Origin of the sequence: Sutcliffiella sp. NPDC057660, assembly GCF_042800035.1 — a bacterium.
Taxonomy (GTDB): Bacteria; Bacillota; Bacilli; order Bacillales; family Bacillaceae_I; genus Sutcliffiella_A.
The window spans coordinates 78,105-96,900 of the sequence record NZ_JBHVHV010000007.1 but is presented as its reverse complement, the minus strand read 5'-3'; the positions used below and the strand labels follow the sequence as shown (position 1 = coordinate 96,900).

Below are 18,796 nucleotides of genomic sequence, written 5' to 3'. Positions count from 1 at the left end.
GATGTTCTTCCTTTTTTATTTGTTCGTAGTCTGCCAGCGATTGGTGGAACTGGGGATTGCCAAGAGAAATGAAAGGTTGATGAAGAAGAAGGGGGGAGTGGAATTCGGCCAGGAGCATTATAGGTATATGGTGAGCTTGCATGTCGCTTTTTTACTTAGCTTTCTTTTAGAGGTTCTCATTCTGTCACAGGAAATAAGTCCTTTATGGCCAGTCCTCTTCTCCTTGTTTATTGTGGCACAGATAATGAGAGTGTGGGCCATCACTTCTCTGGGTCAGTTCTGGAACACCAAAATAATCATTTTGCCAAATGCAGATGTGGTGAAAAAAGGACCTTACAGGTTTTTCAGGCATCCCAATTATTTGGTTGTTTCCATGGAGATCATCGTCATCCCGTTGCTGTTTCAAGCCTACATCACTGCCTTCATCTTCACCATCCTCAATGCCTGGATGCTATCAGTCCGTATTCCCTTGGAAGAAAAAGCCCTGAATAAAACAACAAGCGACTATTCAAACTATGCTCAAGAGAAAAGCAGATTTACTCCGAAAATATAAATATTAGGAATGATAGTCATTGTCAATTGGGCGATTACCTGATATGATGGTGATAACAATTATCAGTATCAACCAATATCAACTTAAGGGATGGTGGAAGCATGACACTACTATTTGTAGGAACAACAATCGTTGCCTATTCCATTTTAATGAAAATTGTCATCAATCATACATGTGAGCCGAAACATGCCAAATAATAAACATACATAACAAGACCCAATGCGGAAATAAAGAGCATTGGGTCTTGTTTTTTTGTATGTACATGTACGTCAGCTTGCCGACTGTCATACTTATGAAATAAAACGATTGCTCATTTTCTCAAAGAATATAGGAAAACACAGCGAATTCAAGTAAAATAGAATAATCAGGCATTAAATGACATCCAAGGGGACTTATATATGGGAATAAATAAACCGATTGAACGAAAAACAGCCTCCTATTCAGAGCTGTTGGCAAAAACAAATCATATTCTTGAACAACTACATACATCCGGTGACAAACAAAGCGCAAGAAAGGTTGCAGAGCTGTCCAGAAAGATCATGGACGAAAATCTGACCATTGCATTCTGTGGACATTTCTCAGCAGGAAAATCCACATTCATCAATGAAATCCTGCAGGAATCCCTTTTGCCGGCGAGTCCGATACCGACCTCAGCCAATGTCGTGAAAATACAAAAGGGGACGGAAAAGGCACGTGTATATTTCTTTGAAGGAGAATCATTGGAAATCCTGCCACCGGTTTCCTTTGAAAACGTCAAGGCATATTGCAAGGACGGAGATCATGTAGAATCTGTAGCCTACCAATACCCTTTTACTAATCTGCCGGAGGACTTGATTGTCCTGGACACACCTGGTGTGGATTCGACTGATGACGCCCACCGTGTATCCACAGAGTCGGCCTTGCATCTCGCAGACGTTATTTTCTATGTAATGGACTACAATCACGTTCAGTCCGAAGTGAACTTGAAATTCATCAAAGAGCTGCAGGATCAGGAAAAAAGAATTTACCTTGTGGTGAATCAGATTGACAAGCACAGGGAAGAGGAAATTTCTTTTGAGACCTACCAAAAAAGAATCCAGGATTCCTTCGTGGACTGGGGTATCGAACCTGTCAGCCTTTATTTCACCAGTTTAAAAATTCCTGAACATCCGTTAAATGATGTAACCATTGTGAAGGAAACGATCCAGCTATTGCGTGAAGACAAAATGGACATTTTACCAATAACCGTGGAAAACGCAATCCATCATATTTTGGAGGAACATAGAAATTGGCTCTTTCAAGAGAACGAAGAAACACTCGATAATCTCAACCAGCGGATTCAGGAGAGCAACCTGTCTACAGAGGAAGTAAAGGAACGCCTTGATGTCAAAAGAACAGAATGGGCCGCTATGGAAGCCCAAAGAAAAAAAGTAAAAGAGGAATTTATTCAACAAAACAATCAATTGTTGGAGAATGCGAATATCACCCCTTTTGAAATGAGGGAGCTTGCAGGACGATATCTGGAATCCATGCAAAAAGGGTTCAAGGTTGGACTGTTGTTCAGCAGTAAGAAGACTATGGAGGAGCAGCAGACCCGTCTTGATTCATTCGTTTCTGACCTGGAGAAGCGTGTCAAAACCCAGATTGAGAAATTCGTTCACGAGCTTGTATTAAATTTCCTTAAAGATAATGATTCATATAAAGCGGATCTTTTTGAAGAAGTTCAAAACATAACCGTTCATATTGACAGTCAGCTTGTTGCATCCCATGTAAAGCAGGGGGCGGGTATAACAGGGGACGCAGTGCTCCATTATACTAAGGAACTGGCACAATCCATAAAGAGCAGCTATCGAAAACAGGCATTGTCGTTTATGGAGAAAATCTTTGAACAACTTGATGCGCTCTATAGAGAACAGAATGAAAACTTGCTTCTGGAAATAAATGATCTCGAATCCCTAAACCATGCCAACGACGAAATACTTTCGATAAATCGCCTTATTGAGGAAAAGATGGACAGATTCCAGTCCATCCTTTATCAGGGCCAGCATATCGCGAATGCTAACAATCAGGGTGAATCGTTGGTGGATCGCTATATAAACAGGACATATAAACGTGTTAAGGGTTCCGATTTGGAAAAAGCCCAGTTTCATAAAGAAAAGCCAATTCATGAAAAACAGGTCCACATCAATCAAACGCTTCAAGAGGTAGAGGACCCTAAGGAAACTGCAAAAGTACTGGAACAGTCTGCAAGTTACCTTCACAATCTGGAAGGCTTCCAATCAGTTGTACAAGATCTTAAAAACAAACAGAAGAAATTGGAGAACCAGTCCTTTACAGTTGCGCTTTTTGGTGCATTCAGTGCAGGTAAGTCGTCTTTTGCCAATGCGTTGCTGGGAGAATATATCTTACCGGTTTCACCTAACCCGACTACGGCATCCATCAACAAAATTTCACCGGTAACGAAAGACTTTCCTCATGGAACAGTTTCGGTGCAGATGAAATCAAGGGAACAGATATTACAGGATGTCCAACAGGCACTGAACGTTTTTAAAACGCACATAACAACCCTGGAGGAAGCGAAAGAAAGCATTTCAACAATCATTCAGAAAAATGTGCATCTTGAATTGGACGCAAGCAAAAAGCCGCATTTCCACTTCCTGAAGGCTTTTGTATCCGGTTGGGCACAGATGGGGCCTCAACTGGACTCTAGGCTTACCGTTTCTTTGGATGATTTCCCATCGTATGTAGCTGATGAGGAAAAATCGTGCTTTGTGGAATGGATCGAGGTTCATTACGACTGTGCCTTAACGAGAGCAGGCCTGACACTTGTCGATACACCTGGTGCCGATTCAATCAATGCGAGACATACAGATGTGGCTTTTGAATATATAAAAAATGCAGATGCCATCCTGTTTGTCACCTACTATCAGCATGCATTTTCCAAAGCGGACCGTGAATTCCTTATCCAGCTTGGCCGGGTAAAAGATGCATTTTCGATGGATAAGATGTTTTTCCTTGTCAATGCAGCAGACCTCGCCCAAAGCCGTGAGGAGCTCACTTTGGTATCTGACTATGTAGAAGAGCAGCTGCTGACCTATGGAATCAGGAATCCAAGGCTGTTTCCTGTATCAAGTCTTCTTGCATTAAAAGAAAAAGAAGGGAAGCCTTTTACTCATGCCTTCATGGAAAGCTCCATGATGGGGGAATTTGAGGAATCCTTTAAAGGATTTATCCAAACTGACCTTATCCTCATGAGTATCCGTTCCGCCAGATTGGAAATAAACCGGGCAGTCGCACTCTTGGAAAACTATCTGAATGAAGCGAAGCTGGGGAAAGAAGAGAAAGCAGAAAAAAGGGCGGTCTATCTTCGAAATAAAAGCCATATCCAGAAATGGATCGCCGATTATTCCATCGACAGTTTCCAAACACTACTGACAAAAGAAATCAGTGAATTGCTATATTATGTGAAACACCGCACCTTCTTGCGCTTTAACGACTTTTTCAGGGAAGCCTTCAATCCGTCCGTATTAAAAGAAGATGGAAGAAATATGAAGGAACAGCTCTCCCAATCGTTGCGAGAATTTCATGGAGATATTTCCCACAATCTTTCCCAGGAGGTACGAGCTACCACTGTGAGAATAGAAAATTACATCAAGAAAGCATTGGAGACCTGGCAAAATGAAGTGGAAGGCCATGCCAAAAAAACAGAAAAGCAGCTATCCTTCTCATCATTTGAGTTAGATAAGCTGAGGGATGTAAAAGTGGAAAATCATTTCCCTGCTTTTTCTGCCAAGGTTGAAAAACAGGCAATCGGATATTTCCGAAACTCCAAAGCCTTTTTTGAAAAAAATGAAAAACAGAAATTAAGCGATTACCTGGAAGAGCAAACGGCACCTCTGATGGATCATTTTACAAAAGAGAATGAAAAGGAACTCGACCGCCATTACCAGGCAGAACTTGAAAACAGCTTTGCCCGGGTCAAAGCGGATCTCGATCAGCAGTTGGAGGATTTCTACCGCGGTATGCAAAGTGCATTAAGTGAAGAGATTAATACCGTTGCACTCGAGGAGGTCTATCATAAAATTTCCGAGCTGAACCGTAAGGAGATCTAGTATGAGGGAATCGATTCTCGCTATTTTGAGCAAGCTGGAAGAAGATCATGAGGTTAGAATTTTATATGCATGCGAAGCTGGAAGCAGGTCCTACGGGGTGGAAAACGAGAAAAGCGACTATGATATCAGGTTCATCTATATTGCTCCACTCCGGCGTTATCTCAGCATCATTCCTATGGATGATACAATCAGCCATAAACAGGGGGAATGGGATATACAGGGGTGGGATATTCAAAAAGCATTAAGGCTGGCACTTAAATCGAATCCATCACTTTATGAATGGACACATTCTCCCATAGTCTACCGGCAGGACGAGGAACTGACAGATAAGCTTCGCATCCTAGCACAAAAGGAATTTTCGAAAAAGACGCTTGTGGCTCATTATACAAATATGTCGAAGCGGAATTTACGAGCTTTTGAGGAAAAGGGTGCCCCCTCCTCATTGTATCAGGGACTAAGAGCGGCACTAATGGCAGAAAACTTGACTAAGGATGGTGCTGCAGCGACCATCCTGCTGCCGGAATTGATCGCTCACAGCATCCATTTTTCCGATCAGGATCTAAAACATGTCCTAGACCTAAAGAATGAGGCTACAGATCAAAGCTTTAACGGATTGCTTGAAAAAATAACAGCATGTATTGAGCAGACTCAACGCCAGGAGTCCAGATTGCCCCATACCAAACCGGATATAAATGGAATACAGGAATTATTTTTCCGCAAACTCGGCATTTGAGGGGGCAATAATAGTGACGAAGACAAACCGATTTCATGCCTGTGCCACCTGTAAGCACTATCAAGTAATCAAACTGCCCGACCGCAATGTCTACCGTTGCAGCCGACTGGGCTTTGAAACAAAGCCTCATTTTGCATTTAATTGTTGGCAGCCGAAGGATAAAGTACTACAATTAATGAAAAAACAAGGAATTAGAGTGGAGGATCACATCAATGAGCGTACATAAACAAATTAGTGAGCATTCAAGAAAGCAGAATCAGATCGTTTCAACGTTTTTGAAGCTGGAACAGCAAAGAGAGAATTACATAGAAGAAGCGATTGTGCTCTGCAAGCAGAAGAAGCCTTTTACAACCGAAAAAATCAATATGGTTACCAAGCAGATCAATGAACTGGCACGTAAAGGAATAGCACCCCAAAGAATGCTTGTCACAAAGGAAATGGTGGAGGAATTTGTTTCTCGCAGCTAAAAGCGGAGGCGATTAGATGAACTATATTGTGGAACCCGGATGGGCAAAAGATAACATAGATGATCTTCTTATCATCGATTGCCGATTTTATTTACAGGACCCGTTAAAAGGAAGACAGGAGTATGGAAACGACCATATACCCGGTGCCCACCATTTTGACCTGGATCTAGATCTTTCCGGGCCAAAAGAGCAGCACGGAGGAAGGCATCCATTACCTCCATTGGAAAAGCTTCAGGAAAAATTGGAAGAGGTGGGCGCGACAAACACGAATACGATTCTGCTTTATGATGCCCAGAATGGTGCCATGGCTTCCCGTCTCTGGTGGCTTCTGACCTACATGGGACACAGTAGGACTTACCTTCTTAATGGCGGCTATGACAACTGGAAGCGTAAGGGGTATCCTGTGACTGATGCCTTACCGGATGTTACTCAAAAAGGGGATTTCCAACTCGATTTGCAGAAGGATATGGTAGCGACTGCCCAAGAAATATTTGCGAACCTGCAAAGCATTGAAAAGGGGGAACGCTATTTGATCGACTCCCGTGAGCAAAAGCGATATCTTGGAATCGAAGAACCGATTGACCATAAAGCGGGCCATATTCCCGGTGCACGCAACTTTTTCTGGGGGGACAATCTGATTGGCGATGAATGGAAGAATCTGAACGATTTGAAAGGTCGCTTCTCCGAATTGGATCCTGAAAAAGAGTTGATTGTCTATTGCGGATCTGGTGTGACAGCATGTCCGAATGTGTTGGCACTAAAGGAAGCTGGCTTCAGCAATGTAAAGCTGTATCCCGGCAGCTGGAGCGATTGGATCAGTTATGAAGACTTCCCAATTTCCGATAATTCGAGAAAATAATTACCTTTCATGTAAAAGCCTCTCCCATCACAAACTATAAAAGACCAATATGTGATAGGGGGTTTTACGATGGGTCGTACGAAAAAAGGAAATGCCAATGCACAACGCAACAATAACGCAAAACAAAAGGGCACAATGAATACCGAGTTTGCTTCTTATGCGGAATATGAAGCAGCCAAGATGACCAATAAAAAGAATCATTAATCAAATGGTTTTTGGAGCACATTTGCCTCACAAGCGCTATTTCTAATAGGAGAAAGCCTGATCACAGCGGAAAAAACCGTTGAGATCAGGCTTTTTTACATTAGATTCCATTCTTCCTCTCTTAAAAGAGAGACAGAAATATGGTATAATCAAAGTCGCGTAAACGAGAGGAGAAGATCAGATGAATAAAAAAGTACTTCTAATAGATGGCATGGCCTTATTATTTCGTTCCTTTTTTGCAACCAGTGTGTATAACAGGTTCATGTATACCTCCAATGGAATTCCCACCAATGCGGTGCAGGGGTTTGTCAAGCATATGATTTCTTCCATGGAAGCATTCAATCCGACACATGTTGTATGCTGCTGGGATATGGGAAGCAAGACCTTCCGTACAGAAATGTTTGATGAGTATAAGGCAAATCGCCCGGCACCACCTCAAGAACTGATTCCCCAATTCGATCTGGTTAAAGAAGTGGTAGAAGCTTTTGATATCCCGAATATTGGACTAGCTGGCTATGAAGCCGACGATTGCCTAGGAACATTGGCAAAAAGTTACAGCCAGGAGGCGGAAGTCGTCATTCTAACTGGCGACCAGGACGTGCTGCAGCTTATCACAGAGAACGTGAAAGTGGCACTTCTCCAAAAGGGGTACGGCAACTACGAAGTGTTGGATGAAAATGGCTTCTATGAGAAAAAGGGGCTCACTCCTAGTCAATTGATTGATTTGAAAGCAATCATGGGAGACTCTAGCGATAATTATCCTGGAGTGAAAGGAATCGGAGAAAAGACGGCATCCAAATTATTGATGGAGTTCCAAACAGTGGAAGGGATATTGGAAAATATCCATTCCCTTACTAAGAGTCAACGTCAAAAGTTTGAAGATAGCCTCGAGCTGCTGCACCTTTCGAGGGAACTTGCAACTATCAAATGTGATGTGCCGATTTCCTGTGACCTTCCTTTGGCCACTATTTCCATCGACCGTACCAAGGTCATGACCAAATTCGAAGAGCTGGAGTTCAATGGACTTCAAACGTTTGTCAGCAGAGTTTGTTAAATGCAAAGAAGATGATTCACGGATGAGTCATCTTCTTTTATATTTTAAAAAACTAGATGTCAGCGAATAGCCACTTATCTCTTGGTATTGCTCTTTTTTGCATTGTTTTCAAGTTTGGACTTCGGTTCCTCTGAAAATTCCTGTCCATATCCTTGTGGATTTACCCCTGGTGCTGCTTTTCCCTTGTTGGCTGATTTGTTTCTGCTCATGCTCTCACCTCCATTGCTTCTAGTTTTCCTTTTTTGCACAATAAATATGTTGCATACAAGTACACTTCCCATTGAAAACTAAAGAAGAGGTGATGGAGTTGAACAAAGCTTTGAAGATTGCGCTAGGTGCAATTATGCTTGCCCAATTTATAAAAATACCAATTAAATATAAGCGGACCGGTAGATGGGAATGGTCGACCTTTTTTGAAACCGGAGGAATGCCAAGCTCCCATTCTGCAGGTGTATCTGCGCTTGCCACATTTATTGCCATCAAAAGGGGATTCAGAACGGTGGACTTTGCACTTTCAAGCATCTTCGGACTGATTGTGATGTATGATGCTCAAGGAGTTCGGAGACAAACAGGGGAGATTACACTGGCTGTCAACGATTTGGCTGAAAAACTGGATAAATTGGAAGGCAAGCCTGAGAAAAATGTACATGATAAAATTGAAAAGCGTCTGAAGGAGCGATTGGGCCATCAGCCTGAAGAAGTGATTGGTGGCGCATTATTCGGGGTCTTTCTAGGCGTATTGGGAATATTATTTTTTCCTAAAACAAAGAAATACGATTGGCTGGAAAAACTTTAATAGGCATCCGACAAATTTTGCGGTAAGATAAATACAGATGATCGATTAGAATAAGGATGGATTTCTATTGAAAAGCACATTAAGTACAGAAGAATACATTGAGCAGCTTACCGCAAAAGGATTTGTCTTCCGCGAGGATTCACTTGGATTCATAGAATTTGGAAAGCACTATACTGCAAGTTCAGATTATTTAGTCAATGTGGCCATCGAGATCACCCTTATGGCACAAAAGCAGTTTGATGGCAGCTTTTTCGTATCTTTATTGGAAATGCTGAAAGCCGAAAAGATCGAAACAAAGCATGCGGCTTTTCAATTGGTTAAGGATAGGAACATTATGTGACTTATTGGCTCTTCGTCTTGCTGATGAAGAGCTTTTTGATGCTCGAACTGAGGTAAAAGGCTCTTCATAACGTCGATGAAGAGCTTTTTGATGCTGGAACTGAGGTAAAAAGCTCATCATCACGTCGATGAAGAGCTTTTTGATGCAGGAACTGAGGTAAAAGGCTCATCATCACGTCGATGAAGAGCTTTTTAATGCTGGAACTGAGGGAAAAAGCTCATCATCACGTCGATGAAGAGCTTTTTGATGCTGGAACTGAGGGAAAATGCTCTTCATCACGTCGATGAAGAGCTTTTTAATGCTGGAACTGAGGTAAAAAGCTCATCATCACGTCGATGAAGAGCTTTTTAATGCTGGAACTGAGGTAAAAAGCTCATCATCACGTCGATGAAGAGCTTTTTGATGCTCGAACTGAGGTAAAAGGCTCATCATCACGTCGATGAAGAGCTTTTTGATGCTGGAACTGAGGGAAAAAGCTCATCATCACGTCGATGAAGAGCTTTTTATGCTGGAACTGAGGGAAAAGGCTCATCATCACGTCGATGAAGAGCTTTTTATGCTGGAATTGAGGTAAAAGGCTCTTCATAACGTCGATGAAGAGCTTTTTGATGCTGGAACTGAGGGAAAAAGCTCATCATCACGTCGATGAAGAGCTTTTTAATGCTGGAACTGAGGGAAAAAGGCTCTTCATAACGTCGATGAAGAGCTTTTTGATGCTGGAACTGAGGGAAAATGCTCTTCATAAGAACGATGAAGAGCTTTTCCATGCAGGATCACAAGTGAAAAACCTGTCATCACACCGTTGACCATCAACTCAAACCAACTTTTAATCCCTATTCTTCAGTATCGCTTTCCGTGACAGTTCATCTGCCACTTTGTTCTGTTTGCTTGGTATCCATTTGATGAAAAATAAATCAAATTCATCCATAAGCTTCAACGACTGTTCAAGAAGCTGGCGATATGGCTCCTTCTTGGCAAATCTCTTCTCCACCGCAGCCTCCACAGCCTGGGAATCTGTTCTGAAAGACACAATTTTGTAGTTCTGTTTTTGGCATATTTCCAATGCATGAAGAAGTGCATGGAATTCCGCCTCATGGTTGGACATATTCCCAAGTGGTATGGAATACTGCTCTGCCCCGCCATGCCCTTTAATGAATATACCTGCCCCAGATGGTCCCGGGTCCCCAGCACTTGCTCCATCTATGTAAACTTCAATCATGTCCTCTCTCCCTTTACAAACATATTCTAGGCGTTCCTGTGATAAGATAAGAATACACAACTTAGTTCCGTTAGGAAAGATAGAAAATTTTAGGAATATTGCCCTAATTCGCCGGGTACAAGAGGGGTATAATCCTGTATAAAAGTTGGAGAGGGGCATGACGCGTGAAAGTGACGGTGGAATGGCATTACCAAACACCAAGACATATAGAGACCATTTTCCGAAGCGAGGAAATGGATAGCAGGCTTGCTCTGCGCCTAGCCGAGGACATCGAAAAAACTGGAAGAGTGAAACAGTTATATTTCCACGATCAAAAAGGGGAAGAATGGACGAAAAAAGAGCTCCTGAAATGGATCAAACAAAGTGAGGAAGGTATCTCGGATGTTATCGCATTTTTCGATGGGGGCTATGATGTGGACACAAGGCTGGCGGGAATCGGAAATGTCGTGTATTATAATCAGAATAGAAAAGACTATAGATACCGGATCAATGCCCGCTTGGAGGAACTGGAGTCCAACAACGAAGCGGAATATGCAGCCTTTTATTATCTGGTACAACAGCTTGAGAACCTCGGCGTGAAGGCGATGGAAGTGACGTTCAAAGGTGATTCACTCGTAGTCCTGAACCAGTTATCAGGAGAATGGCCCTGCTATGACGAACTTTTCAACCGCTGGCTGGATAAAATAGAAGAAAAGCTGAAGATCCTTAAAATAAGGCCGGTCTATGTACCGGTGACGCGAAAAGAGAACGAGGAAGCGGATAGACTTGCTCGTCAGGCACTTGAAGGAACACCAATAGAAAGCAATCTGTTATTGTAGCTAAGGAAGTGACGATGTTGATAAATCGAAAGAAGATATTGATGGAAGTTGGTGAGATTTTAGACAAATATTGTACGGAATGCTTGGTAAAGCAAGCCCTGCGAAAGGATTATGGAAAAAACCATGCCCAGTCCTTCTGCATAAACGAATGTACAGTAGGTTCTGAAATTAAGACCCTGGGAGATCAATTGGTTCACAGGAATGAATAGAAATCCATAGGCACATGATTGGCTGAGCAATAGCTGATTATGTGCTTTTGTATGTAAAGAAAAAAGGAGTCATCCCAATATAAGGATAACTCCCGGCTACTAGTCCGCTATTTCTTCGCCTCAGAAAGCTGGTGTTCGCATTGAGCCAATGTCAGCTCCGCATTTTGGAGGAAGTCGGTATCCATCCCAGTTCCTTGGCTTTTTGCATCATTCAATAGGCTTCTTGCATTGGAAATCGCGCGTTCGGCATGCTCCATTGATTCCGGATCCATGCTCATGGTCGCGGAACCAACCATCTTCTCGGCGGATTGAATGGATACTTCCACCTGCATTAGATCATTATATCCTGTGTGAATATCGTGTGATTGATTATTGTCCATCATTTACGCCTCCTTCTGTTGTTAGAATCGCTCAGAACAAAGGAAGATATGCATAGATGAACAGAAATTTAAAAAAGAAAAAAGAGGCCATCGCAGCCTCTTTTCAATACTTATATGTGTTTGCTCGTTAGATTATAATTTCGTAACGTTTGCAGCTTGTGGTCCACGGTTGCCTTCTACGATTTCAAAAGAAACTTCTTGGCCTTCTTCTAAAGACTTGAAGCCGTCACCTTGGATTGCTGAGAAGTGTACGAATACGTCGTCTCCACCTTCTACTTCAATAAATCCGAAACCTTTTTCATTGTTGAACCATTTTACTTTACCGTTTTGCATTGTTTCTTTTCCTCCTAAAAATAGCGCACCATGTGCTTTGAAAGTAGATTATCATTGTACTCGCTTTTCCTTAAAAAGAAAGCGGTTAAATGACACTTTCACTATACAATATATGCCTCATCAAGGTCAAGAATTCTAAAAAATACGAGTGCTAAACCTCATCTTTTTTCATAAATTAAATAAAAAGGGAGGATTAGCTATGCTGAGAACCACGTATGAGCATCAAGAAGTCATTCTTCGTATTAAGCAGAACCTTTCACGCTACACATTGGATGATGATAAGATTTACGAGGTCCTGCAACAGGCTATGGGAATTATTCTTCAAAAGGAGAACTTCGCCATATATGTGGAAGAGAAGTATCTGATTATTGGGGATACACAGCAAAGTGCCTATCCGTTGATTACGGTCCTTCAAATTGTTCCAATACGCAATATGGTCTCTCTGTAAAATCCTATACAAACAAATGTTTTCCTTTTATAATAAATGGAGGAAAGGAGATTACGCTTTCCTGCATTTATTTTGTTTTAGAGCGGAGTGAACCATATTGTGAAATTGATTATTGCGGAAAAACCTGACCAAGGATTAAAGCTAGCTGCTCCATTTTCCCCGAAAAAAAGAGACGGCTATGTGGAAATCCCTCCTCAAGCAATGTTTCCGGATGGTGCCCTGTTGACCTGGGCAGTAGGACATCTGTGCGAGCTGCTGTCCCCGGAAGAATATGATCCCTCATGGAAGCGCTGGTCCTTACAAACCCTCCCCATATTACCCGACCGATTCCAACACAAAGTATCAAAATCGAAATGGAAGCAATTTAAGATTGTCAAAGAGCTGATTCACAAAAGGGAAGTTAATGAAATCATCATGGCAGGCGATGCCGAGCGCGAAGGGGAGGCCATCATCCGAATCATTTTGACAGTGGCCAAATGCAATAAACCCCTGAAAAGGCTATGGATTTCCTCACTCACACCAAAGGCTGTCCAGAACGGCTTTGAAAACCTTTTGGAGGAAAAGCAAACAAGAAGCATCTATCATGAAGCACTAAGCAGATCTTGTGCAGACTGGCTGATTGGAATGAATGCTTCCCGAGCTTACACCCTTCTGCTTCAGCAAAAAGGGGTGTCGGATGTATTCTCAACTGGCAGGGTACAGACACCCACACTGGCACTGATTGTAAAAAGGGAACTGGAAATCGAAAACTTCCAATCAAAACCCTTTTGGGAAGTTCTGGCGACATTCAATATGGATGGTAAAATGTATAAAGGGAAATGGCACAAGGATGGGGAATGCAGACTCGAGGACCCGGAGCTTGCCAAAAAGATTGTGCAATTCTGCAAAGGAAAAGAGGTGAGAATAGATACAATTGAAAAGGAAAGAAAAGAGTTCCTGCCGCCATTTCTTTTTAATCTATCATCTTTACAGGCCACTGCGAACAGCATGTACAAGTTCTCTCCACAAAAAACGTTGGAGATTGCGCAAAAACTTTACGTGAAAGGCATCATTTCGTACCCTCGTTCAGACTCTAGCTTTGTGACAAAGGAAGAGGCGTCCATGTTCCCGGAAACACTGCAAAAGCTGAGCCAGTTCTCGGCATTCAAGGAGTATTTTCCTCTGCCCTTCCATTCAGTGTTGAACAATAAAAGGGTCGTGAACGATAAAAAGGTGACAGATCACTATGCCATCATTCCAACCGAGCAAGTGAAAGATCCATCTAAAATGTCACCCGAAGAGGAGAAAATCTATTCCCTTATCGTAAAAAGACTCATCGCAGCGCACTATGATAAAGCCATCTTTGACTACACGACCATCCATACCCTAGTGGAGGAGCGAGCGACCTTTCTTTCCAAGGGTAAGGAAGAAGTGCAGGCAGGCTGGAGAAAAGTGATTTATGGCAACAAAAAGGAAAAAGAAAGCGATGAGGAAGAACAGGATCTTCCTTCTCTTCAGGACGGAGAAAAAGGTTTCGTTCATGAAGTGAAGGTGAAGGACGGCAAAACGCAGCCTCCCAAAAGATATACGGAGGGCCAGCTTATTACCGTTATGAAGACAGCTGGAAAACATCTCGAGGACGGAGAACTGACGAAGGTTCTGAACAAAACGGAGGGCTTGGGTACGGAGGCAACCCGAGCAGGCATCATTGGTGTATTAAAGGATCGCAAATACATCGAGGTAAGGAAGAACCAGGTATTCGCAACCAATAAAGGAAAGCTTCTCATCCAGTCGATCGGACCAAGTATACTTGCCAGTCCGGAAATGACCGCCAAATGGGAGCAGCGCCTGCATGAAATAGGTGAAGGAAAAGCATCAGCTGAAGAATTCATGGAACAGGCAAAAAAACTTTCCCTTAAACTGATTGACGACGCACAAAAGCAAAGCACGGAATGGTCCTTTGAAGGCATGGATCTCAGTGAATTCAAAAGGGAAAGAGGCGGCAGAAGGGGACGTGCATCGGTTGGATCAAAAGTCGGAAAATGTATGAAATGTGACGGCGAAGTGGTGGATAAAGGGACTTTCTATGGCTGTTCCAACTACAGCAAAACCCAATGCAATTTTACCATCTCCAAAAAAATCTTGGGTAAATCCATTTCAGCCACGAATGCTAAAAAGCTGTTGTCTGGCGGAAGAACCGATGAAATCAAAGGCTTTAAAAAAGGGGAAAAAGTATTTAATGCCGCATTGGAATGGAAAGACGAACGAGTGCAGTTTGTTTTTGAGAAATAGGATACTTATGTCTGAGTGCAAACCGAGCATTATTGAATTCCCTATTAAAAAACGCTCAGATGTAAAAGTCTGGGCGTTTTCTCTGCAGTTTACCTTTTCATTTGATTCTCCATCAATTGAGCAATCTCCCGGGAATCATATGCGTTCTGCTTCTTTAGCTGAGTAATGACTTTTTCTTTCCGTTCCTTGGAGTGGTGCTGATTCAGCTTCCATTTCCCTTCTAGTTTGTCTACCGTTAAACGGATTCCGACAATCCCATTTAACATACTGTCCACCGTTTCTTCATGTTCTTCAAACTTCCACGGTTCTGCAAATTCCCCTTCATAGAAATCGGTTGCATTTTTTAGAATTTCCTTCAGTGATTGCGAGTCCTTCAAAATTTCAACTCGTCCATGTGCATGTGCACTTACATAATTCCAAGTTGACACCGTTCCCGGCTCCTCGTACCAGCTAGCGGAAATATACGCATGGGGTCCGGTGAAGACTGCCAATGCAGTGCTGCCATCCAGTGTTTTCCATTGAGGATTTGCTTTTGCCATATGAGTGATCAAGGTGATGCTTTCTTTGGTCTCTTTTACGATAAAAGGGAGATGTGTCGCTGTCGGGTGATCACCGTTCTGTGAGAAAAGGACTCCGAAACTGTTGTTGCGTATAAATTCGATTATTTCATCCTGACTTTCGTTTTTGAATTGTTTTGGTATGTACATGATGGAAAGTTCACCCCGGTTTGATGGTAGTATTATTGTTATTATAATGGAACTCGACGGGGAAGGGGGACAAAATAAGAATAAAATCGGAAATAAAAAAGCACACGGCAACCATCTAGCCGCATGCATTTTCCACTATCTTTTATAGCTCCGTCTTGTCCTTCTGATCCTTATTGCGTTTATTGCCCTTGCTGTTATCACCGGCAACATGTTTGCTGGAGTTGATGCTGTCCCCGGTAGGACTGTTCTGGTTTTTGCTTCCACCACGGTTATATTTCTTTGTCATGTATGACTCGCTCCTTTAAGAGAATGTAGGTAACCTATCCAGATTGTTGGTAGGGTCGCCGTCTGCATTACCACGGATATACATCTCGCCGTCTTTCCCTTTAAATACATTGGCACCGAGAACCGCACCGTTATTGACGGCCAACAACGCTTCTTCATAGGAGAGTACGTTGCCGGAAGAAGTTTTAAACTTTACAATGTCACCATCTCCGTTCTTTTGAACAGCAACAAAAGTTTCGCTCATCCTGCACACCTCCTTTTCTTTATGCTAATAATCTGTCCCGGAAGTATGAATTTATTCTAAAAGCAAAGAAGAGGATATCCCGACACAAATAGAGAAATAAAGAAAGGAAAGGCGGGCTGAAAAAACATGAAATCATTTGACTGGAATCAGGAAACAGAAAAGAAATGGAATGAGAATGCCCATTTTTGGCATGAAAATAGTGAGAAAATGTGGTTAAAAGGAAGCAGGAGCACCATCATCCCATTTATAAGAGAAAGATTGACTGAAGGCTCGCTGATTCTTGATGCAGGGTGCGGCGACGGTTTTGGATCCTACTTACTTGCCGAAAGCTCCTACAGGGTGACAGGAATAGATATAGCGGAAAAGATGATCTCCCTTGCAAAAGAAAAGCGGAGACATCAACATGTAACCTTCCATAAGGCAGACTTGACAAGGCTGCCATTCGAAAGAGGTCAATATGATGCGGTCATGGCCATCAACTCCATTGAATGGGTCGAACAGCCACTAGACGTCATTGAAGAATTCCACAGGGTTACAAAGGAAAAAGGTTTTCTGTTTTTAGGACTTCTTGGTCCGACTGCTGGACCACGTGCAAACAGTTTTCCAAGGCTATATGGAAATAAAGCGATCTGCAATACGATGATGCCTTGGGAATTCGAGCAGCTGGCACAGGAAAATGGCTGGGAACTTTTAGACGGGATGCCCGTATATAAGGAAGAAGCGAAAAAGGTGGATGTGACAGGTCTTCCTAGACACCTGAAGCAGGCATTGACATTCATGTGGGTGTTTATGCTGCAAAAAAGATAAAGGGGCGTGTTTGTATGTCAAAGTACTCCATCGATCAGTTTATCCAAAAAAGCAAGCAGGTTGATAAGGGGCAGGGGCTGTTCGAGCTTGAAACGGAAAGAATTCTGGAAATCAACTTGGACGGGGAGATCTGGGCCAAAATGGGTTCGATGATTTCGTACGATGGAAAAATAAAATTTGAAAGAGAAGGAATCCTGGAGCACGGATTAGGGAGGCTCGTTAAAAAAGCATTTACCGGAGAAGGTTCTCAATTGATGAGGGCAACGGGATCCGGCAAGCTATATGTTGCAGATCAAGGAAAGAAGATTACCATATTGGACCTTCAGGGGGAGAGCATCTTCATCAATGGGAATGACCTCCTTGCATTTGAAAAAGGCTTGGACTGGGATATCAAGCTGATGAGGAAAATTGCCGGCATGATGGCAGGTGGATTATTCAATGTAAGGCTTGAAGGGGACGGAATGGTGGCGTTCACCTCACACTACGAGCCACTAACACTGATGGTTCACCCTGGACACCCGGTCTACACGGATCCAAATGCAACGGTCGCCTGGTCAGGAAATCTTGAACCGGAATTTGTCACTGATATTCAGCTGAAAACGTTTTTTGGCAGAGGCAGCGGCGAGTCGATTCAGATGAAATTTTCAGGAAGCGGATTTGTGGTCGTTCAGCCATATGAAGAGGTTGTTTATGCACAAAACACTCAAAGTTAATCCTGCGTGAATATCCAAAAGAGCAGATTGGCAAAGCCTATCTGCTTTTTTTTCGTTTAGACGGTTTTTCTCCATGCACAATCATGGACGATCTTTTCGCTTTCCTCTAAAATGTCATTGATAATCGTGTTTGATGCATAAGGAAGATGCAGATTTTGCAGGGAGCCCTTCATAACTTGCTGGAGATTATTGTCTTCGAGCAACATGTATACGGCTTCAAGCAATCTGTCTTTTTTTTCCACCATTATGGCCGCACTCTCTTCCTGAAAGAAAAAGGCATTTTCTTTTTCCTGACCTGGAACAGGTTTGTACAAAATAACCGGAGTTCCAATGGCACAGATCTCTGAAAGGGTAATGCCGCCTGGTTTTGTCACAATACAATCGGCGATCCTGTACAGTTCATCAATCCTTTCCACAAACCCGTGTGATTGAAATTTAGCAGGATGCAAAGATTCAAATGCCTTCAATTCTTTTTGCAGCATCTTGTTGTTTCCGCAAACTACAAGTATTTGATAATTTGTTGTGGAAAGAATATCTTCACAGATCTTATATATATCTTTCAACACACCATGTGCCCCCGCAAGTATCAGCAAAAGCTTTGTGTTTCTATCTATCTTATATTTTTCAATAATTGGTTCAAGGGGAGGGTGGTATTCGAAGTTGGAGCGGATCGGAATGCCGCTGACCATGATTTTTTTGTCATGGATATTTAATTTCAGAAGTTCTTCTTTCAGACTAGGAGTTGCAACATAATACTTATCCACTTCACTGTGTAGCCAAAGTCGATGCAGACAAAAGTCCGTCAGTATAGTGAAAGTAGGGATGACGATACCTGTTTTCTTACGGAATTCCGGTACTGCATGTATTGGGAACGTGTTGATGAGAATGTCCGGCTGCATTTCATCGATCAGTAGACTGAGACGGTTTAAGCCGTAATAGGCATACCATCCCCAGAGTTTTTTATCGTACACTTTATTCGTACCATAGTAAAAAAGGCGATACATCTGTTTTCCGACTGTAAAACTCTTTTTATAAAGCTTTTCTGTAACTTCAGTGACAACAGGATGAGATTCGGAATAGAGGTTACAGATTGTCACATCCGTTATACCTTTGCTGATACAAGTCTGTTGCAGTGAATGAGCTACTTGCAAATGTCCATTGCCATATGCAGCAGTCAGTATCAAAATTTTCGGGTTGTTATGTATCATGAATTGACCTCCCTAAACGGTGTTTTGGTTTTCCTCTTTAACGTAGCACCCATATGT

The 18,796-nt window shown here is 42.5% G+C and carries 25 protein-coding genes; 17 read left to right on the top strand and 8 right to left on the bottom strand.

Annotated elements, in window-relative coordinates; genetic code table 11:
- Position 1: 1 nt before the first annotated feature.
- The 8 genes from ACFVAD_RS09380 (at position 2) to ACFVAD_RS09345 (ending at position 7,961) form a co-directional block, all read left to right on the top strand.
- Positions 2 to 553: an isoprenylcysteine carboxyl methyltransferase family protein gene (locus ACFVAD_RS09380; RefSeq protein WP_386638624.1), complete on the top strand. Its 552-nt coding sequence runs from the start codon at positions 2 to 4 to the stop codon at positions 551 to 553.
- Between the two features lie 398 nt (positions 554 to 951).
- Positions 952 to 4,644, top strand: a complete 3,693-nt coding sequence (locus tag ACFVAD_RS09375; RefSeq protein ID WP_386638621.1) for a dynamin family protein — start codon at positions 952 to 954, stop codon at positions 4,642 to 4,644.
- Between the two features lies 1 nt (position 4,645).
- A complete protein-coding gene (locus ACFVAD_RS09370; protein WP_386638618.1) occupies positions 4,646 to 5,377 on the top strand; it encodes a nucleotidyltransferase domain-containing protein in 732 nt (243 codons plus the stop codon).
- A 13-nt stretch (positions 5,378 to 5,390) separates the two neighbouring features.
- On the top strand, positions 5,391 to 5,603 hold the full coding sequence (locus ACFVAD_RS09365; RefSeq protein ID WP_386638615.1) for a hypothetical protein: 213 nt from the start codon (positions 5,391 to 5,393) through the stop codon (positions 5,601 to 5,603).
- A complete protein-coding gene (locus ACFVAD_RS09360; protein ID WP_386638612.1) occupies positions 5,590 to 5,844 on the top strand; it encodes a YpbS family protein in 255 nt (84 codons plus the stop codon). Before ACFVAD_RS09365 ends, ACFVAD_RS09360 begins: the two co-directional genes overlap by 14 nt.
- Positions 5,845 to 5,860: 16 nt before the next feature.
- Complete coding sequence (locus tag ACFVAD_RS09355; protein ID WP_386638609.1) at positions 5,861 to 6,703, top strand: sulfurtransferase; 843 nt, start codon at positions 5,861 to 5,863, stop codon at positions 6,701 to 6,703.
- Between the two features lie 69 nt (positions 6,704 to 6,772).
- Entirely contained in the window at positions 6,773 to 6,907 is a 135-nt protein-coding gene (locus ACFVAD_RS09350; protein WP_386638606.1) for a hypothetical protein, read from the top strand.
- Positions 6,908 to 7,088: 181 nt separating this feature from the next.
- Positions 7,089 to 7,961 (top strand): 5'-3' exonuclease, encoded by an 873-nt coding sequence (locus ACFVAD_RS09345; protein WP_386638603.1) that lies wholly within the window; start codon positions 7,089 to 7,091, stop codon positions 7,959 to 7,961.
- A gap of 74 nt (positions 7,962 to 8,035) precedes the next feature.
- Here the strand turns inward: ACFVAD_RS09345 and sspL are convergent, their stop codons facing one another.
- On the bottom strand, positions 8,036 to 8,170 hold the full coding sequence (sspL, locus tag ACFVAD_RS09340) for a small, acid-soluble spore protein L (protein ID WP_204414512.1): 135 nt from the start codon (positions 8,168 to 8,170) through the stop codon (positions 8,036 to 8,038).
- 98 nt (positions 8,171 to 8,268) lie between these two features.
- Here sspL and ACFVAD_RS09335 point away from each other — a divergent pair, with 98 nt between their 5' ends.
- From ACFVAD_RS09335 to ACFVAD_RS09325, 3 genes are all read left to right on the top strand, one after another.
- Entirely contained in the window at positions 8,269 to 8,757 is a 489-nt protein-coding gene (locus tag ACFVAD_RS09335; protein WP_386638600.1) for a divergent PAP2 family protein, read from the top strand.
- 67 nt (positions 8,758 to 8,824) lie between these two features.
- Positions 8,825 to 9,097, top strand: coding sequence for a DUF6123 family protein (locus ACFVAD_RS09330; RefSeq protein ID WP_386638597.1), 273 nt, complete (start codon positions 8,825 to 8,827; stop codon positions 9,095 to 9,097).
- Positions 9,098 to 9,705: 608 nt separating this feature from the next.
- Positions 9,706 to 9,903, top strand: a complete 198-nt coding sequence (locus ACFVAD_RS09325) for a hypothetical protein (RefSeq protein WP_386638594.1) — start codon at positions 9,706 to 9,708, stop codon at positions 9,901 to 9,903.
- 20 nt (positions 9,904 to 9,923) lie between these two features.
- On the opposite strand, the gene ACFVAD_RS09320 is transcribed toward ACFVAD_RS09325, so the two are convergent.
- Complete coding sequence (locus ACFVAD_RS09320; protein ID WP_386638591.1) at positions 9,924 to 10,316, bottom strand: reverse transcriptase-like protein; 393 nt, start codon at positions 10,314 to 10,316, stop codon at positions 9,924 to 9,926.
- 164 nt (positions 10,317 to 10,480) lie between these two features.
- Here ACFVAD_RS09320 and ACFVAD_RS09315 point away from each other — a divergent pair, with 164 nt between their 5' ends.
- Positions 10,481 to 11,134 (top strand): reverse transcriptase-like protein, encoded by a 654-nt coding sequence (locus ACFVAD_RS09315; RefSeq protein ID WP_386638588.1) that lies wholly within the window; start codon positions 10,481 to 10,483, stop codon positions 11,132 to 11,134.
- 14 nt (positions 11,135 to 11,148) lie between these two features.
- Positions 11,149 to 11,343, top strand: coding sequence for a zinc-finger domain-containing protein (locus tag ACFVAD_RS09310; RefSeq protein ID WP_386638585.1), 195 nt, complete (start codon positions 11,149 to 11,151; stop codon positions 11,341 to 11,343).
- A 107-nt stretch (positions 11,344 to 11,450) separates the two neighbouring features.
- On the opposite strand, the gene ACFVAD_RS09305 is transcribed toward ACFVAD_RS09310, so the two are convergent.
- Positions 11,451 to 11,723, bottom strand: a complete 273-nt coding sequence (locus tag ACFVAD_RS09305; protein ID WP_386639079.1) for a DUF2564 family protein — start codon at positions 11,721 to 11,723, stop codon at positions 11,451 to 11,453.
- Positions 11,724 to 11,855: 132 nt separating this feature from the next.
- Complete coding sequence (cspD, locus tag ACFVAD_RS09300; RefSeq protein WP_204414507.1) at positions 11,856 to 12,056, bottom strand: cold-shock protein CspD; 201 nt, start codon at positions 12,054 to 12,056, stop codon at positions 11,856 to 11,858.
- A gap of 199 nt (positions 12,057 to 12,255) precedes the next feature.
- Here cspD and ACFVAD_RS09295 point away from each other — a divergent pair, with 199 nt between their 5' ends.
- Positions 12,256 to 12,504, top strand: coding sequence for a hypothetical protein (locus tag ACFVAD_RS09295; protein ID WP_386638582.1), 249 nt, complete (start codon positions 12,256 to 12,258; stop codon positions 12,502 to 12,504).
- Between the two features lie 99 nt (positions 12,505 to 12,603).
- Positions 12,604 to 14,775: a DNA topoisomerase III gene (locus ACFVAD_RS09290; protein WP_386638580.1), complete on the top strand. Its 2,172-nt coding sequence runs from the start codon at positions 12,604 to 12,606 to the stop codon at positions 14,773 to 14,775.
- A gap of 89 nt (positions 14,776 to 14,864) precedes the next feature.
- On the opposite strand, the gene ACFVAD_RS09285 is transcribed toward ACFVAD_RS09290, so the two are convergent.
- From ACFVAD_RS09285 to ACFVAD_RS09275, 3 genes are all read right to left on the bottom strand, one after another.
- The gene (locus ACFVAD_RS09285) at positions 14,865 to 15,482 is read right to left on the bottom strand and encodes an FMN-binding negative transcriptional regulator (RefSeq protein WP_386638577.1); all 618 of its coding nucleotides are present in this window, start codon (positions 15,480 to 15,482) and stop codon (positions 14,865 to 14,867) included.
- Between the two features lie 142 nt (positions 15,483 to 15,624).
- Complete coding sequence (locus ACFVAD_RS09280; protein ID WP_386638574.1) at positions 15,625 to 15,768, bottom strand: hypothetical protein; 144 nt, start codon at positions 15,766 to 15,768, stop codon at positions 15,625 to 15,627.
- Between the two features lie 15 nt (positions 15,769 to 15,783).
- Entirely contained in the window at positions 15,784 to 16,011 is a 228-nt protein-coding gene (locus ACFVAD_RS09275; protein WP_386638571.1) for a DUF3892 domain-containing protein, read from the bottom strand.
- Positions 16,012 to 16,137: 126 nt separating this feature from the next.
- Here ACFVAD_RS09275 and ACFVAD_RS09270 point away from each other — a divergent pair, with 126 nt between their 5' ends.
- Positions 16,138 to 16,818 carry a class I SAM-dependent methyltransferase gene (locus ACFVAD_RS09270; protein WP_386638568.1) on the top strand — a complete coding sequence of 227 codons (681 nt, stop codon included), beginning with the start codon at positions 16,138 to 16,140 and terminating at the stop codon, positions 16,816 to 16,818.
- A 14-nt stretch (positions 16,819 to 16,832) separates the two neighbouring features.
- Entirely contained in the window at positions 16,833 to 17,531 is a 699-nt protein-coding gene (locus ACFVAD_RS09265; protein ID WP_386638565.1) for an AIM24 family protein, read from the top strand.
- A 56-nt stretch (positions 17,532 to 17,587) separates the two neighbouring features.
- On the opposite strand, the gene ACFVAD_RS09260 is transcribed toward ACFVAD_RS09265, so the two are convergent.
- Entirely contained in the window at positions 17,588 to 18,736 is a 1,149-nt protein-coding gene (locus ACFVAD_RS09260) for a diglucosyl diacylglycerol synthase (protein WP_386639076.1), read from the bottom strand.
- Between the last annotated feature and the right edge of the window lie 60 nt (positions 18,737 to 18,796).